Annotated in this window: 14 protein-coding genes; 8 read left to right on the top strand and 6 right to left on the bottom strand. The window is 54.4% G+C overall.

Features of this window, described 5'->3' with window-relative positions; translation table 11 throughout:
• Nucleotides 1–143: 143 nt before the first annotated feature.
• The gene (gene corA, locus C3432_RS26595) at nt 144–1,094 is read left to right on the top strand and encodes a magnesium/cobalt transporter CorA (RefSeq protein WP_103780552.1); all 951 of its coding nucleotides are present in this window, start codon (nt 144–146) and stop codon (nt 1,092–1,094) included.
• A gap of 84 nt (nt 1,095–1,178) precedes the next feature.
• On the opposite strand, the gene rarD is transcribed toward corA, so the two are convergent.
• Nucleotides 1,179–2,075: an EamA family transporter RarD gene (gene rarD, locus C3432_RS26600; RefSeq protein ID WP_103780554.1), complete on the bottom strand. Its 897-nt coding sequence runs from the start codon at nt 2,073–2,075 to the stop codon at nt 1,179–1,181.
• Nucleotides 2,076–2,118: 43 nt separating this feature from the next.
• The gene (gene yigI / locus C3432_RS26605; RefSeq protein WP_005133301.1) at nt 2,119–2,586 is read right to left on the bottom strand and encodes an acyl-CoA thioesterase YigI; all 468 of its coding nucleotides are present in this window, start codon (nt 2,584–2,586) and stop codon (nt 2,119–2,121) included.
• 296 nt (nt 2,587–2,882) lie between these two features.
• Here yigI and pldA point away from each other — a divergent pair, with 296 nt between their 5' ends.
• The 3 genes from pldA (at nt 2,883) to rhtC (ending at nt 6,354) form a co-directional block, all read left to right on the top strand.
• Nucleotides 2,883–3,752: a phospholipase A gene (gene pldA, locus C3432_RS26610; RefSeq protein WP_103780556.1), complete on the top strand. Its 870-nt coding sequence runs from the start codon at nt 2,883–2,885 to the stop codon at nt 3,750–3,752.
• An 89-nt stretch (nt 3,753–3,841) separates the two neighbouring features.
• Nucleotides 3,842–5,671 carry an ATP-dependent DNA helicase RecQ gene (gene recQ / locus C3432_RS26615; RefSeq protein WP_103780558.1) on the top strand — a complete coding sequence of 610 codons (1,830 nt, stop codon included), beginning with the start codon at nt 3,842–3,844 and terminating at the stop codon, nt 5,669–5,671.
• 62 nt (nt 5,672–5,733) lie between these two features.
• Nucleotides 5,734–6,354 carry a threonine export protein RhtC gene (rhtC, locus tag C3432_RS26620; protein ID WP_103780560.1) on the top strand — a complete coding sequence of 207 codons (621 nt, stop codon included), beginning with the start codon at nt 5,734–5,736 and terminating at the stop codon, nt 6,352–6,354.
• A 45-nt stretch (nt 6,355–6,399) separates the two neighbouring features.
• Here rhtC and rhtB read toward each other — a convergent pair whose 3' ends face one another.
• Complete coding sequence (rhtB, locus tag C3432_RS26625; protein WP_103780562.1) at nt 6,400–7,020, bottom strand: homoserine/homoserine lactone efflux protein; 621 nt, start codon at nt 7,018–7,020, stop codon at nt 6,400–6,402.
• A gap of 228 nt (nt 7,021–7,248) precedes the next feature.
• On the opposite strand from rhtB, the gene pldB reads away from it, so the two are divergent.
• The 3 genes from pldB to C3432_RS26640 all read left to right on the top strand — a co-directional run bounded on the left by pldB (nt 7,249) and on the right by C3432_RS26640 (nt 10,055).
• Nucleotides 7,249–8,271 carry a lysophospholipase L2 gene (gene pldB / locus C3432_RS26630; protein ID WP_103780564.1) on the top strand — a complete coding sequence of 341 codons (1,023 nt, stop codon included), beginning with the start codon at nt 7,249–7,251 and terminating at the stop codon, nt 8,269–8,271.
• 8 nt (nt 8,272–8,279) lie between these two features.
• The gene (yigL, locus tag C3432_RS26635) at nt 8,280–9,080 is read left to right on the top strand and encodes a sugar/pyridoxal phosphate phosphatase YigL (protein ID WP_103780566.1); all 801 of its coding nucleotides are present in this window, start codon (nt 8,280–8,282) and stop codon (nt 9,078–9,080) included.
• A gap of 75 nt (nt 9,081–9,155) precedes the next feature.
• Nucleotides 9,156–10,055 (top strand): carboxylate/amino acid/amine transporter, encoded by a 900-nt coding sequence (locus C3432_RS26640; RefSeq protein ID WP_103780569.1) that lies wholly within the window; start codon nt 9,156–9,158, stop codon nt 10,053–10,055.
• Here C3432_RS26640 and metR read toward each other — a convergent pair.
• Nucleotides 9,943–10,896, bottom strand: a complete 954-nt coding sequence (gene metR / locus C3432_RS26645; protein ID WP_103780571.1) for an HTH-type transcriptional regulator MetR — start codon at nt 10,894–10,896, stop codon at nt 9,943–9,945. The genes C3432_RS26640 and metR overlap by 113 nt on opposite strands.
• A 235-nt stretch (nt 10,897–11,131) precedes the next feature.
• On the opposite strand from metR, the gene metE reads away from it, so the two are divergent.
• Nucleotides 11,132–13,393, top strand: coding sequence for a 5-methyltetrahydropteroyltriglutamate--homocysteine S-methyltransferase (gene metE / locus C3432_RS26650; protein ID WP_103780573.1), 2,262 nt, complete (start codon nt 11,132–11,134; stop codon nt 13,391–13,393).
• A gap of 32 nt (nt 13,394–13,425) precedes the next feature.
• Here metE and C3432_RS26655 read toward each other — a convergent pair whose 3' ends face one another.
• Together C3432_RS26655 and C3432_RS26660 are read right to left on the bottom strand one after the other, a co-directional pair.
• Nucleotides 13,426–14,325, bottom strand: a complete 900-nt coding sequence (locus C3432_RS26655) for a LysR substrate-binding domain-containing protein (RefSeq protein WP_103780576.1) — start codon at nt 14,323–14,325, stop codon at nt 13,426–13,428.
• 77 nt (nt 14,326–14,402) lie between these two features.
• A complete protein-coding gene (locus C3432_RS26660; RefSeq protein WP_103780578.1) occupies nt 14,403–15,626 on the bottom strand; it encodes a cytosine permease in 1,224 nt (407 codons plus the stop codon).
• Between the last annotated feature and the right edge of the window lie 10 nt (nt 15,627–15,636).

The raw sequence follows: 15,636 nt of genomic DNA on the forward strand, positions 1-15,636 counted from the left end.
TTTGCTGATAGCCTTAGCGGTTGTCAGCGACCTTCTCCACTTTTCCGTCGCGCTGAGTCAGGCTGTTTAATGGTCTGAAACCCATATTGTTTCTGTGTGCCCACCGAACTGTCCGATATTTTTAAGCATTGGGAGTCCCGGTCATGCTGAGCGCATTTCAACTGGAAAATAACCGACTCACCCGGCTGGAAGTCGAAGAGTCACAAACCCTGATTGACGCTGTGTGGGTCGACCTGGTCGAGCCGGACGATGACGAACGTCTGCGCGTACAATCTGAGCTGGGCCAGAGCCTGGCGACACGCCCTGAGCTGGAAGACATCGAAGCATCCGCGCGTTTCTTTGAAGACGAAGACGGTTTGCACATCCACTCCTTTTTCTTCTTCGAAGATGCGGAAGATCACGCCGGTAACTCCACCGTGGCATTTACCATTCGTGACGGTCGTCTGTTCACTCTGCGTGAACGTGAGCTTCCCGCCTTCCGTTTGTATCGTATGCGTGCCCGTAGCCAGGCAATGGTTGATGGTAACGCCTATGAGCTGCTCCTGGACCTCTTTGAAACCAAGATCGAACAGCTGGCGGATGAAATAGAGAACATCTACAGCGATCTGGAAGAGTTGAGCCGGGTGATTATGGAAGGGCATCAGGGCGATGAGTACGACGAAGCGCTTTCCACGCTGGCGGAACTGGAAGATATCGGCTGGAAGGTGCGCCTGTGTCTGATGGATACCCAGCGTGCGCTCAACTTCCTGGTGCGCAAAGCGCGCTTGCCGGGCGGACAGCTGGAGCAGGCGCGTGAGATCCTGCGCGATATCGAATCCCTGCTGCCGCACAACGAATCCCTGTTCCAGAAGGTGAACTTCCTGATGCAGGCGGCCATGGGCTTCATCAATATCGAGCAGAACCGCATCATCAAGATCTTCTCGGTGGTATCCGTGGTGTTCCTGCCGCCGACGCTGGTGGCATCCAGCTATGGGATGAACTTTGAGTTTATGCCGGAGCTGAAGTGGAGCTTTGGCTATCCGGGGGCGATTATCTTTATGATCATCGCGGGTCTGGCGCCATATCTTTACTTTAAACGTAAGAACTGGCTGTGATATTCCGCCCGGTGGTGCGACGCATACCGGGCCTGTCGATCCCCCAGGCCGGATAAGGCGCAGCCGTTATCCGGCAAAGAGGCATTACATTTTCATGCGGGTTCTTCGCTGGGTATAGATAGCATCCGCAACAAATATTGCCAGCGCCACCCAGATAAAGGCGAAAGTCACCATCTTATCTGCGCCCGGCACTTCACCATAGAACGTCACCGCCAACAGAAACATCAGCGTCGGGCCGATATACTGAAAGAAACCCAGTGTGGAAAGACGCAGCCGCGTTGCCGCACCGGTAAAGCACAGTAATGGAATGGTGGTCACCACCCCGGCGGCAATCAGCAGCAGGTTGAGAGACGTTGCGTTCTCTCCCATGTGGCTGGTTGGGCTGTCGGCAATGCCAAACAGGTAAATAGCGGCAACGGGCAGGAGCCACAGGGTTTCAACCAGCATGCCGGTCTGCGCTTCAACGGCAATCTTCTTACGCACCAGTCCATAAAACGCGAAGCTGAACGCCAGCCCCAGCGCGATGACGGGCAGCGAGCCGAATGTCCAGAGCTGAACGAGTACACCGCAAACCGCGAGAATCACCGCCAGCCACTGCATCCGACGAAAACGTTCGCCGAGGAACATCATACCCAGCAAAATATTCACCAGCGGGTTGATAAAGTAGCCCAGGCTGGCCTCCAGCATGTGATGGTTGTTTACCGCCCAGATAAATAACAGCCAGTTACCGCCAACCAGCACTGCGGACAGCGCCAGCAGGAAGATCTTCTTTGGCGTTTGCAGCAGTTTTTTTACGTTTGACCACTGACGGCTAATACTGATTAACACCACCATAAAGAAGAAGGACCAGATCACGCGATGCGTCAGGATCTCGTCAGCGGGAACATAGTAAATCAGCTTGAAGTACGCCGGTGCGATACCCCAAATAAAATAGGCGGCAAGAGCGAGTAATACGCCCTGCCGCGTTTGCTTTGCATCCATCGGGAAAACTCATGTCAGAAGTGTAACAACAGTCTACCTGTTTTCACCCCACCATATAAGTCGCGGTTGCACTGGCAATATACAATTGTTCTTCGTTGTGCAGCTCCACGCGCGCCACGGCAACTTTATTCCCGGCACGCAGCAGACTGCTGGTAGCCGTAAAGCGATTTCCTCTGCCGGGACGCAGGTAGTCAACGCGCAGATCGATCGTTCCCATTCGCGACATACGCTGGCGTAACTCATCTTCGCTGATCGTTTCGTGGCGGGTTAGGGTACTGCCAACGCAGACCAGCCCGGCGGCCACGTCCAGCGCGGAGGCGATGACCCCGCCATGCAGAATGCTTTGCGCCCAGTTGCCTACCATCATTGGTTGGTTGTTAAAGGCCAGTTGGGCAAATTCCTTTTCATAGCGTTCCAGCTCCAGCCCCAGTGCCCGGTTGAATGGCATATGATACACAAACATCTCACCCACTAATTTCAGGGCTTGTTCAGCAGTTAATACAGCAGACATACGATCCTGACACTCCATACCCGTCATGCTTCAGGTTGCAGGTGTTTTGTTACCCGGCCCATCCCAGCGCCTCGCCCCTTCGGTTCCGGCGCAAGCGCTGTTCAGGACGACTACGTGTTTTGTCCTGCAACTCGAATTATTTAGGATATATGGTTAATGAAATGTTTATTTTATGCTTCTTGTTTGTTGTTTTCTACTTTAAGACGGGATAACTAACGAGGTTGTATGTAAGTATGTAGAATAGTTGCCAGTCAATTATACAATTCAAAAATAGATAGTTAAGGAGAACACTACCAATGCGGTCGATTCTGGGTTGGCTGTTACCTGCTGCAATGCTTCCCGTGGTTGCGTATGCGCAAGAGGCCACCATCAAAGAGGTTCATGATGTGCCTGCGGTGCAGGGCAGTATTATCGCTAATATGCTGCAGGAGCATGATAATCCTTTCACTTTGTATCCTTACGACACCAACTACCTCATCTACACCAATACCAGCGACATGAATAAAGAGGCTATCAGTAGCTATAGCTGGTCTGACAATGCGCGTAAAGATGAGGTGAAATTTCAACTCAGCCTGGCGTTTCCGCTCTGGCGCGGGATTTTAGGGGCGAACTCGGTACTGGGTGCTTCTTATACTCAGAAATCCTGGTGGCAGCTCTCCAACAGTGAAGAGTCTTCACCGTTTCGCGAGACTAACTATGAGCCGCAGTTATTCCTGGGTTTTGCCACGGATTATCGCTTTGCCGGGTGGACGCTGCGTGATGTCGAAATGGGCTATAACCATGACTCGAATGGCCGTTCCGATCCAACATCGCGTAGCTGGAACCGTCTGTATACCCGCCTGATGGCGGAAAACGGAAACTGGCTGGTGGAGGTGAAACCCTGGTACGTCATCGGCAGCACCGACGATAACCCGGATATCACCAAATATATGGGCTATTACCAGCTTAAAATCGGTTATCACCTGGGGGATGCGGTGTTAAGCGCGAAAGGGCAGTATAACTGGAACACCGGTTACGGTGGCGCGGAGCTGGGGTTAAGCTATCCGATGACGAAGCACGTTCGACTCTATACTCAGGTGTACAGCGGTTATGGTGAATCGTTAATCGACTATAACTTTAATCAGACGCGTGTCGGCGTGGGCGTTATGCTGAATGACATCTTCTGATTGGACAATGATTGTGTTTTAAACATTGCAGTTTCTCTCTCAGGCGCTGAAAATAGCGCCTGTTTTGATTTACAGCTAACGGGGTTAATGTGGCGCAGGCGGAAGTGTTGAATCTGGAATCAGGGGCCAAACAGGTTTTGCAGGAAACCTTTGGCTACCAACAGTTTCGCCCGGGTCAGGAAGAGATCATTGATACCGTGCTTTCAGGGCGCGACTGCCTGGTGGTGATGCCAACCGGTGGTGGGAAATCCCTGTGCTATCAGATTCCTGCGCTGCTGTTAAACGGGCTGACCGTTGTGGTCTCTCCGCTAATCTCCCTGATGAAAGATCAGGTTGACCAGCTGCTGGCGAACGGTGTGGCGGCGGCGTGTCTGAACTCGACGCAGAACCGTGAACAACAGCTTGAGGTGATGGCGGGGTGTCGCACCGGGCAAATTCGCCTGCTGTATATCGCGCCTGAGCGCCTGATGCTGGATAACTTTCTTGAGCATCTGTCGCACTGGAACCCCGTATTATTAGCGGTTGATGAGGCGCACTGTATTTCGCAGTGGGGGCACGATTTCCGCCCGGAATACGCCGCACTCGGACAGCTTCGCCAGCGCTTCCCCGCCCTGCCGTTTATGGCGTTAACCGCCACCGCCGATGACACCACCCGGCAGGATATCGTCCGTCTGCTAGGCCTCAACGATCCTTTAATTCAGATCAGCAGTTTTGACCGCCCGAACATTCGTTACATGCTGATGGAGAAGTTCAAGCCGCTCGATCAGTTGATGCGCTATGTACAAGAGCAGCGCGGTAAGTCAGGCATTATCTACTGCAACAGTCGGGCGAAGGTGGAAGACACAGCAGCGCGTCTGCAAAGCCGTGGTCTTAGCGCTGCGGCGTATCATGCCGGGCTGGAAAACGACGTCAGGGCCGATGTGCAGGAGAAATTCCAGCGTGACGATCTGCAAATCGTCGTGGCGACCGTGGCGTTTGGTATGGGGATCAACAAACCTAACGTGCGTTTCGTCGTGCATTTTGATATTCCCCGCAACATTGAATCCTACTACCAGGAAACCGGTCGTGCCGGGCGCGACGGCCTGCCTGCGGAAGCCATGTTATTTTACGATCCGGCGGATATGGCGTGGCTGCGCCGCTGCCTGGAAGAGAAGCCCGCCGGGCAGTTGCAGGATATCGAACGGCACAAGCTGAACGCGATGGGCGCATTTGCCGAAGCGCAAACCTGTCGCCGCCTGGTCCTGCTCAACTATTTTGGCGAAGGGCGTCAGGAGCCGTGCGGCAACTGCGATATCTGCCTGGATCCGCCGAAGCAGTACGATGGTTTAAACGATGCGCAGATTGCGCTTTCCACGATAGGCCGGGTTAACCAGCGTTTCGGTATGGGGTACGTGGTGGAAGTGATTCGTGGTGCGAATAACCAGCGTATCCGTGAGTTGGGCCACGATAAACTCAAGGTTTATGGCATGGGGCGGGACAAAAGCCATGAACACTGGGTGAGCGTTATTCGCCAGCTCATTCACTTAGGCCTGGTGACTCAAAATATAGCCCAGCACTCAGCATTACAGATGACGGATGCAGCACGTCCCGTTCTGCGCGGCGAGGCTCCGCTCCAGCTGGCGGTACCGCGCATTATCGCGCTGAAGCCTCGTGTCATGCAGAAATCCTTTGGCGGCAACTACGATCGCAAGCTGTTCGCCAAATTGCGCAAGCTGCGTAAAGCGATTGCCGATGAAGAGAATATCCCGCCGTATGTGGTTTTCAATGATGCCACTCTGATTGAAATGGCCGAACAGATGCCGGTATCTGCGAGTGAAATGCTGAGCGTCAACGGCGTGGGGATGCGCAAACTTGAGCGTTTTGGCAAAGAGTTTATGGCGCTGATCCGCGCGCATGTCGATGGTGACGACGAAGAGTAGTCAGCCGGGCAAAAAAGTGCCAGGATGGTGATTCACTGAACTATCCCCCGCGAGCCAAATATATGTTAATGCTATTTCTCACCGTGGCTATGGTGCATATCGTTGCGCTGATGAGTCCTGGCCCCGACTTTTTCTTTGTCTCTCAAACTGCTGTCAGCCGCTCGCGTAAAGAGGCGATGATGGGCGTGCTGGGTATCACCTGTGGTGTGATGGTCTGGGCTGGCGTGGCGCTGCTCGGTCTGCATCTGATCATCGAAAAAATGGCCTGGCTGCATACCATTATCATGGTGGGCGGTGGCCTGTATCTGTGCTGGATGGGCTACCAGATGCTGCGCGGCGCGTTTAAGAAAACAGATGTTGCCAGCCCCGCGCCGCAGGTTGAACTGGCGCAAAGCGGTCGCAGTTTTTTAAAAGGTTTGCTGACGAATCTGGCAAATCCGAAAGCGATTATTTACTTCGGCTCGGTGTTCTCGCTGTTTGTCGGCGATAACGTCGGCACTGCCGCACGCTGGGGCATTTTTGTGCTGATCGTCGTCGAAACGCTGGCGTGGTTTACCGTGGTTGCCAGCCTGTTCGCACTGCCGAAAATGCGTCGCGGCTATCAGCGTCTGGCGAAATGGATAGACGGTTTTGCCGGCGCGCTGTTCGCCGGGTTCGGCATTCATTTGATTATTTCGCGCTGATTTACCCGTAAGCCGGATACGCGGTAGGCCTGTCCGGCACTTACATCAGGCATGTCTGGCCGATGCCAGCATCGCGCCTACCAGCATAAACAGCGATCCAAACACTTTGTTCAGCGCTTTCATTTGCTTCGGCCCTTTGATCCACGCGGCTATTCGCTGCGCCAGGGTTGCGTAACCGATCATCACAATCACATCCACCACAATCGTGGTTATCCCAAGGATGATGTACTGCATCAGCTGGGGCTCTTTGGGCATGATGAACTGCGGAAACAGGGCAGCAAGAAAGACAATGCTCTTCGGGTTGGTCAGGTTCACAAATACCGCACGTTTAAACAGGCGTCCCCGCGACTGGGCATGAGCCAGGGTGTTGAGATCAATTGCACCTGCGGCGCGCCACTGCTGGATACCCAACCAAATGAGGTAGGCGGCGCCCGCCCACTTCAGGACTTCAAAGGCGATAACTGAGCGTGAAAAGAGCGTTCCCAGACCTATGCCTACCAGCACGATATGAATGCCAAGCCCGGCCTGTAGCCCCGCGATGGATGCCGATGCGCCACGATAGCCGTGGTTAATGGATGTCGTCATGGTGTTGATGGCGCCAGAGCCCGGAGAAAGGCTTAAAATTATGGATGTCAAAAGGTAGGCGAACCACCATTCAAAGGTCATGAGAACTCCCGGGTTGTTTAAATTTGTAGCCTAACATATTCGTCTGGAACGAATTTGAACGCTGTTAACAGCGCCCGTAAGGGCAAGCCCCTGATGGGCCGGGTTATTGTCAGCACATCTGTAGCTTGAAGTATGACGGGTATATGCCACAATACGCTACTGTCACACTAATGTGTCAGGCACCATAAAAAAAACGATTTTTACCTGGTAAACGAGGCTGGATACCCGATGTTTCAGCAGCAAAAAGACTGGGAAACAAGAGAAAACGCGTTTGCAGCTTTTTCCATGGGGCCACTGACAGATTTCTGGCATCAGCGGGAAGAAGCGGAGTTTACGGGAGTGGACAATGTCCCGGTTCGCTTTGTCCGCTTTCGTGCAGCAGAAAACGATCGTGTGATTGTCGTCTGCCCTGGGCGTATCGAAAGCTACGTAAAGTATGCGGAACTGGCGTATGACCTGTTTCATATGGGCTTTGATGTCCTTATCATCGACCATCGTGGACAGGGGCGTTCCGGACGTATGTTGCCGGATCCGCACCGGGGGCATGTCGATAATTTTAATGACTATGTCGACGATCTGACCGCTTTCTGGGAACAGGAAGTGCAGCCGGGTCCGTGGCGCAAGCGTTATATCCTGGCGCACTCAATGGGTGGTGCAATTGCCACTCTGTTCCTGCAGCGTCACCCGAATCAGTGTGATGCCATTGCGCTTTGTGCGCCGATGTTTGGTATCGTAATGCGCCTTCCTTCGTTCATGGTTCGTCATATTCTCGACTGGGCGGAAGGGTATCAGAGTATCCGTGAAGGTTACGCGATGGGGACCGGACGCTGGCGGGCATTGCCGTTTGGCATGAACGCGTTAACCCACAGTCGACCGCGCTATCGGCGCAATTTACGTTTTTACGCGGATGAGCCGACGCTTCGTGTCGGAGGTCCGACGTACCATTGGGTACGAGAAGGGATCCTGGCAGGTGAGCAGGTGCTTGCGGGGGCGGGCGATGACGCCACGCCAACCCTGTTAATTCAGGCTGAAGAAGAGCGCGTGGTGGATAACCGTGCGCATGACCGTTTTTGTGAAATCCGCGCCGCAGCGGGTCACCCTGTTGAAGGGGGGCAACCGCTGGTCATAAAAGGCGCGTACCATGAGATCCTTTTTGAAAAGGACGCTATGCGCTCAGTCGCGCTTAACGCCATTGTCGATTTTTTCGACAGGCATAACTCACCAGCGGAAACCGCTTTGCTTAGAGGTTAAATTTTCCTATGTACCAGGTTGTTGCGTCTGATTTAGATGGCACGCTGCTCTCCCCCGACCACACGTTATCCCCTTATGCAAAAGAGACGCTGAAACTGCTGACTGCGCGCGGCGTTAATTTTGTGTTTGCCACAGGTCGTCACTACATTGATGTTGGGCAAATCCGCGATGGTCTGGGCATTAAGGCCTACATGATCACCTCTAACGGCGCGCGCGTACACGATACCGACGGAAATCAGGTGTTCGCACATAACCTTGATCGTGACATCGCCGCCGATCTGTTTGGCGTGGTGCATACCAACCCTGATATCGTGACCAATGTTTATCGTGATGACGAATGGTTTATGAACCGTCATCGCCCTGAAGAGATGCGTTTCTTCAAGGAGGCGGTATTCCACTATGAACTGTTCGAGCCGGGATTGCTGGAGCCGGAAGGCATCAGCAAAGTATTTTTTACCAGTAATGCGCATGAAAAATTGCTACCGCTGGAACAGGCGATCAACGCCCGCTGGGGCGATCGCGTGAATGTCAGTTTCTCGACCGTGACCTGTCTGGAAGTGATGGCAGGTGGCGTTTCCAAAGGCCATGCGCTGGAAGCGGTGGCGAAAAGAATGGGCTACGACCTGAAAGACTGCATTGCCTTTGGCGACGGCATGAACGACGCTGAAATGCTCTCAATGGCGGGTAAAGGCTGCATTATGGGTAATGCCCACCAGCGCCTGAAGGATCTGCATCCTGAGCTGGACGTGATAGGTATCAACGCCGACGACGCGGTGCCGCACTATCTGTGCGATCTCTTTTTAAAGTGATTGCTCTTTAGTTGACCAGATGTCAACTAAACTCTCCGCTACAATGGATGTTTCCGGTTCTGTGAGACATCCATTGTGGCGTTACTGATTATTACCACGATCCTGTGGGCCTTCTCCTTCAGTCTGTTTGGCGAGTACCTTGCTGGTCATGTTGATAGCTATTTCGCCGTACTGGTTCGGGTTGGGCTGGCCGCATTGGTATTTTTGCCGTTTCTGCGTACCCGCGGGCACAGCGCCAAAACGGTTGGCCTGTATATGCTGGTGGGGGCGATACAGCTTGGCATCATGTACATGCTGAGTTTCCGCGCGTATCTCTGGCTGACCGTTTCCGAACTGCTGCTGTTTACCGTCCTGACACCGCTCTATATCACGCTGATTTACGATCTGATGAGCAAGCGTCGTCTGCGCTGGGGCTACGCCTTCAGTGCGCTGTTGGCGGTGATTGGCGCGGGAATTATTCGTTATGATCAGGTCACGGATCACTTCTGGACCGGCCTGCTGCTGGTCCAGCTTTCCAATATCAGCTTTGCTATCGGGATGGTCGGTTACAAAAGGCTGATGGAAACGCGTCCGATGCCGCAGCATAACGCGTTTGCCTGGTTTTACGTGGGGGCCTTTCTGGTGGCGGTTATTGCCTGGTTCATGCTGGGTAACACGCAAAAGATGCCGGAAACATCGCTACAGTGGGGCATTCTGGTCTTTCTTGGCGTGGTGGCTTCGGGGATTGGCTACTTCATGTGGAACTATGGGGCTACGCAGGTCGATGCAGGGACGCTGGGTATCATGAATAATATGCATGTGCCTGCGGGACTGCTGGTTAACCTGGCGATCTGGCACCAGCAACCCCACTGGCCGAGCTTTATCACAGGCGCGCTGGTGATAGTGGCTTCACTGTGGGTACATCGCCGCTGGGTCGCTCCGCGCTCCGTACAAACGGCAGATGATCGCAGGCGTGGTTCCGCGCTGAGCGAATAAACGCTTCGGTAACCGGCTGGCGCTGCTCGCCGTCGCGCACGGCGGCGTACAGACGGCTCCACAACCCCTCTCCCAGGGTTTTGGTCACCACCAGACCCTGGCGCTCAAAACTCTCCACTACCCAGTGCGGCAGGGCGGCGATGCCCATTCTGGCGGCAACCATCTGAATTAACAGCAGGGTGTTATCCACGCTTTTCAGCGACGGACTGACGCCCGCAGGCTGTAGAAAATGTCGCCAGACATCCAGTCGGCTACGCTGCACCGGATAGATCAGCAGCGTTTCACTGGCTAAATCTTCCGGCGCGATCTGCCTTTTGCCAGCCAGTGGATGATCGGGGGCCAGCACCAGCCGCACCTCAAAATCAAACATCGGCGAATAGTGCAGTCCGCTGCGCGGCAGGATATCGGAAGTCATCACCAGATCCAGTTCATCCTGCTGTAGGGCGGGCTGGGGATCGAACGTCACGCCGGATTTGAAATCCATCTCCACCTGCGGCCATTTCGCGCGGAAATTTTCCAGCGCAGGGGTCAGCCACTGAATACAGCTATGACATTCAATGGCGATGCGCAGGCGAGTCTGCTGCGGCTCATTACAGGCCTGCAACGCACGGCTAATCTGCGGCAGCACCTGATTTGCCAGCTGTAGCAAGATTTCGCCCTGTGGCGTGAAGCGCAGCGGCTGGCTTTTTCGCACAAAAAGTCGAAAGCCAAGGCGTTGTTCCAGATCGCTGAACTGGTGAGACAGGGCGGATTGGGTCTGATGCAGCGTCGCGGCGGCGGCTGCCAGTGACCCGGTGTTCCGCAACGCCTGGAGCGTTTTCAGGTGTTTAATCTCGATCATGAAAGTCCTTCACTTCGGCATGAACAAATTGCGCTTGAGGAATATACAGTACCTGTCAATTATAGATGTGTAAACATCCAGACGTCTAAAATCCGTCGTCTTTTAAATTGATGGTGCGTTGGCTGCGTTATCCCACCCCGGTCACTTACTTATGTAAGCGCCCGGGGATGAGCAAACTTGCCGCCTTCCCTGAATTTAAAATGCTCAGGATTTACATATAATTAGAGGAAGAAAAATGACAATTATTAATCACACCCTCGGTTTCCCTCGCGTTGGCCTGCGTCGCGAGCTGAAGAAAGCGCAAGAGAGCTACTGGGCGGGCAACGCTTCCCGTGAAGAACTGCTGGCGGTGGGGCGCGAACTGCGCGCCCGTCACTGGGATCAGCAAAAGCAAGCCGGGATCGATCTGCTGCCGGTGGGTGATTTTGCCTGGTACGACCATGTTCTGACCACCAGCCTGCTGCTTGGCAACGTGCCGGCTCGTCATCAGAACAACGACGGCGTTGTCGACATCGACACCTTGTTCCGCATTGGCCGTGGTCGCGCCCCAACCGGCGAACCCGCAGCGGCGGCGGAAATGACCAAATGGTTTAATACCAACTATCACTACATGGTGCCGGAGTTCGTTAAGGGCCAGCAGTTCAAACTGACGTGGACACAGTTACTGGACGAAGTGGATGAAGCGCTGGCGTTGGGTCATAACGTGAAGCCTGTCTTGCTGGGACCAGTGACTTATCTGTGGCTGGGCAAAGTGAAGGGCGAGTCGTTTGACCGTCTGAGCCTGCTGAAAGATATTCTGCCGGTTTACCAGCAGGTACTGGCCGGGCTGGCGAAGCGTGGTATTGAATGGGTACAGATTGATGAGCCAGCGCTGGTGCTGGAGCTGCCGCAGGAATGGCTGAGCGCTTTTAAACCGGCCTACGACGCGCTGACAGGCCAGCTGAAGCTGCTGCTGACCACTTATTTTGAAGGTGTCACGCCGAACCTCGACACCATCGCCGCGCTGCCGGTGCAGGGTCTGCATGTTGACCTGGTCCACGGGAAAGATGAGGTCGCGGAACTGCACGCGCGTCTCCCGGCCGACTGGCTGCTGTCTGCGGGTCTGGTGAATGGCCGTAACGTCTGGCGTGCCGATTTAACGGAAAAGTATGCGCAGATTAAGAACATTGTCGGCAAACGTGCGCTGTGGGTGGCCTCGTCCTGCTCCCTGCTGCACAGCCCGATTGACCTGAGCGTGGAAACCCGTCTGGATGCGGAAGTAAAGAGCTGGTTTGCGTTCGCCCTGCAAAAATGCGGCGAGCTGGCGCTGTTGCGTGATGCGCTGAACAGCGGTGATACCGGCGCGATTTCTGAATGGAGCGCGCCGATTCAGGCCCGTCGTTACTCCACCCGCGTCCATAACGCAGCGGTAGAGAAACGCCTGGCCGCAATTACTGCCCAGGATAGTCAGCGTGCCAGCGCTTACCCGGTTCGTGCCGAAGCACAGCGTGCGCGCTTCAACCTGCCAGCCTGGCCGACCACCACGATCGGTTCGTTCCCGCAAACGACGGAAATCCGCGGCCTGCGTCTGGATTTTAAAAAGGGCAACCTTGACGCGAACCACTACCGTACCGGTATCGCGGGGCACATCAGGCAAGCGATTGTTGAGCAGGAGCGTCTGGGGCTGGACGTGTTGGTGCACGGTGAAGCCGAGCGTAACGACATGGTGGAATATTTTGGCGAGCATCTGGACGGTTTCGTCTTTACTCAAAATGGCTGGGTGCAGAGCTACGGCTCCCGCTGTGTGAAGCCGCCAGTGGTCATTGGCGATGTCAGCCGTCCGGAACCGATCACCGTGGAGTGGGCGAAGTACGCACAGTCTCTGACCGACAAGCCGGTAAAAGGGATGCTGACCGGCCCGGTGACCATTCTCTGCTGGTCCTTCCCGCGTGAGGATGTCACCCGCGAAACCATTGCCAAACAGATTGCGCTGGCGCTGCGCGATGAGGTGGCAGATCTGGAAGCGGCAGGCATTGGCATTATCCAGATCGACGAACCGGCGCTGCGCGAAGGCCTGCCGCTGCGCCGTAGCGACTGGGATGCCTATCTGCAATGGGGGGTGGATGCTTTTCGCATCAACGCGGCGGTGGCGAAAGATGATACCCAGATCCACACCCACATGTGTTACTGCGAGTTTAACGACATTATGGACTCCATCGCCGCGCTGGATGCAGACGTGATAACGATTGAAACCTCACGTTCAGATATGGAGTTGCTGGAGTCGTTTGAAGAGTTTGAATACCCGAATGAAATCGGGCCGGGCGTGTACGACATTCACTCGCCGAACGTCCCGAGCGTCGAGTGGATTGAAGCGCTGCTGAAAAAAGCAGAGCAGCGTATTCCGGCTGAGCGTCTGTGGGTGAACCCGGACTGCGGCCTGAAAACGCGTGGCTGGCCGGAAACCCGCGCCGCCCTGGCGAACATGGTTAAAGCCGCGCAGAACCTGCGTCAGGCGTAATTATTATCGCGGAGGCGAGAGCCTCCGCTTTTCTAATTTAAACTGGCATAAAGAGCCGGTTTTTTTAAATAGTCAATACACCACTGGCACACTTTCCCCATGCCGTCTGCGCGGGCAGCAAGGAATAATTTTGTCGCATGTTTATGCTCACGCATCGGTTTTTTCAACAGTTTGCCACTGTTTAGCAGCGGGAGCGCTAAATGGTGTGGGATATAACCGATGCCGACGTTTTGTTCGATAAGCGCAATTGCCGTGACGAAGTCTGGTACGAACAGCGGTTTTTGTCCCTCCAGCAACCATGCCTGTAGCGGCGTAAAATTTATGGAGGTATCGCGAATGCACACCGCCGTGTACTGGCGCAGCTCAGCGTTCTCCAGCGGGTGGCGCTCACTGGCGAGTGGATGCTGCGGGCTGACGACAAAATCCCATTCAAGCTGACCAACAGGTTCGCTGATAATACCTTCAGTGCTGGGGACCGCATGTGGCGCGCCAATCACCAGATCGGCGCGTCTGCTGTACAGCGCATCCCAGCAGCCATTGTAGACCTCAAGGCAGACCGTCAGGGCGGTAGAGGAAAACTGGCGCTCAAAATCGCGGATAAACGCCACCAGCAAAGAAGAGGGAATAATATTGTTCACCGCAATGGTCAGCTCGCGCTCGACGCCGTCATGGATCAGGACGGTATTACGTTTCAGCGCCTCCATATCTCCGAGAATGGTCTTGCTATGTTCAATAAAATAGCGACCCGCCGCAGTGATTTCGATATATCGACCTTTGCGAATAAATAGCGCCACCCCCAGGCTTTCTTCCGCTTTTCTGATGGTGTAGCTGATGGCGGAAGGCACCTTATTTAATTGCTCTGCGGCGACGGTGATGCTCTGATGTCCGGCGACCAGATGGATGACACGAAGAGTTTCGTCAGAGATGAACATAAGGTTTCCTGGTTGGCATAGAGCGGCTGAACCACTGCGGGTTCAGCCGTAATGATGACGCCAATTATACCCAGGAGCTAGCGATGTTGACCCAATCGACTTAACAGTATGTAAGCGACACAAGCCACAACAATCGAATCTACTGAAGGAATACTGGTCAGGGTGAAAAGCCCTTTTACTGTCATAAAGCCAACGGTGGCGCCCAGGAACCAGGCAATGAACGTCAGTACTTTGATCTGGGGTTCTTGCGTCAAAACCGCTTCCTGGTAACCGTTTCGGCGATACAGGAAAAAGTCGGCAATATATATTCCTGCCACCGGCGGCGTCGCGATTCCCAGGAACAGCAGGAATGGGATGAACCACGCCATAATATCCAGACTGCCGACAATTGCAGAGAGCACGCCCAGAGCGACAGTGATTTGCCATTTAGGAAAACGGGTCAACAGCGTTGAAACCACTAACGTACCCTGAAACATATTTCCGGCGTTACCCGTGACGCAGGCAAAAATCAGCAGCAGCGCGCCAGGCAGTACGGCGCCAAATATTGCCATGGCTCCCAGCAGAGAGCCCTGGCCGCTGAGCGCGCTGGGCGTTGCACCGGCCCAGTAGAGCAACGGATAGGCGATTAGAAACGTCACGCCAGCGGCGATAAGGGCATGTTTGCGGTTATGCACGAAGCTACCAAAGTCAGGTAACGTGGCGACCAGGACGATAATTGTGCCGACAACGGTTGAGACAGCAACGCCTGTATTCATGCTGACAACTTCCGCAGGGGCGGTAACCTCACTGTGCGTGACAAGATAGAGGATATAGCACAGTACCAGGGCGATAACCGGCACAGCGATCTGCGCAACCTTGCCAAGTACGGCAAAGCCGAATGCCGTTGACGCGACAAATATCACGCAACCCGCCATTACCAGCAGAGAGACGGGGAGTTGTACGCCGTGTTGGGCCAGTAAATCATGTACAGAGTGACCAAACATATTTGCAGTGACGGCAATCCAGCCAAACAGACTGATAGCCATCAGGATATTAATGGCAATCGCCCCTTTTTCACCGAAAGCATATTTCACAATTCCGTATGTCGGCAGGCGGGCTTTTTCGCCAACGCTAATCGTGATAGCGGCAAGGATGGTCAGGATTAACCCCCCTGACACCACCACGGTGACCAGGATGCTGCGGGAGAGTTGGTTGCCGAGGCTTGAGGATGAAAGCAGAACGGGGGTCACGGCGATCCCCAGCAAAATCATGGCAATTCGCAAACCTGACGCAGTATCAATACTTTCTTCTGTTTTACGCATATCTTATTCC

This window comes from Citrobacter amalonaticus, assembly GCF_002918555.1.
Taxonomy (GTDB): Bacteria; Pseudomonadota; Gammaproteobacteria; order Enterobacterales; family Enterobacteriaceae; genus Citrobacter_C; species Citrobacter_C amalonaticus_A.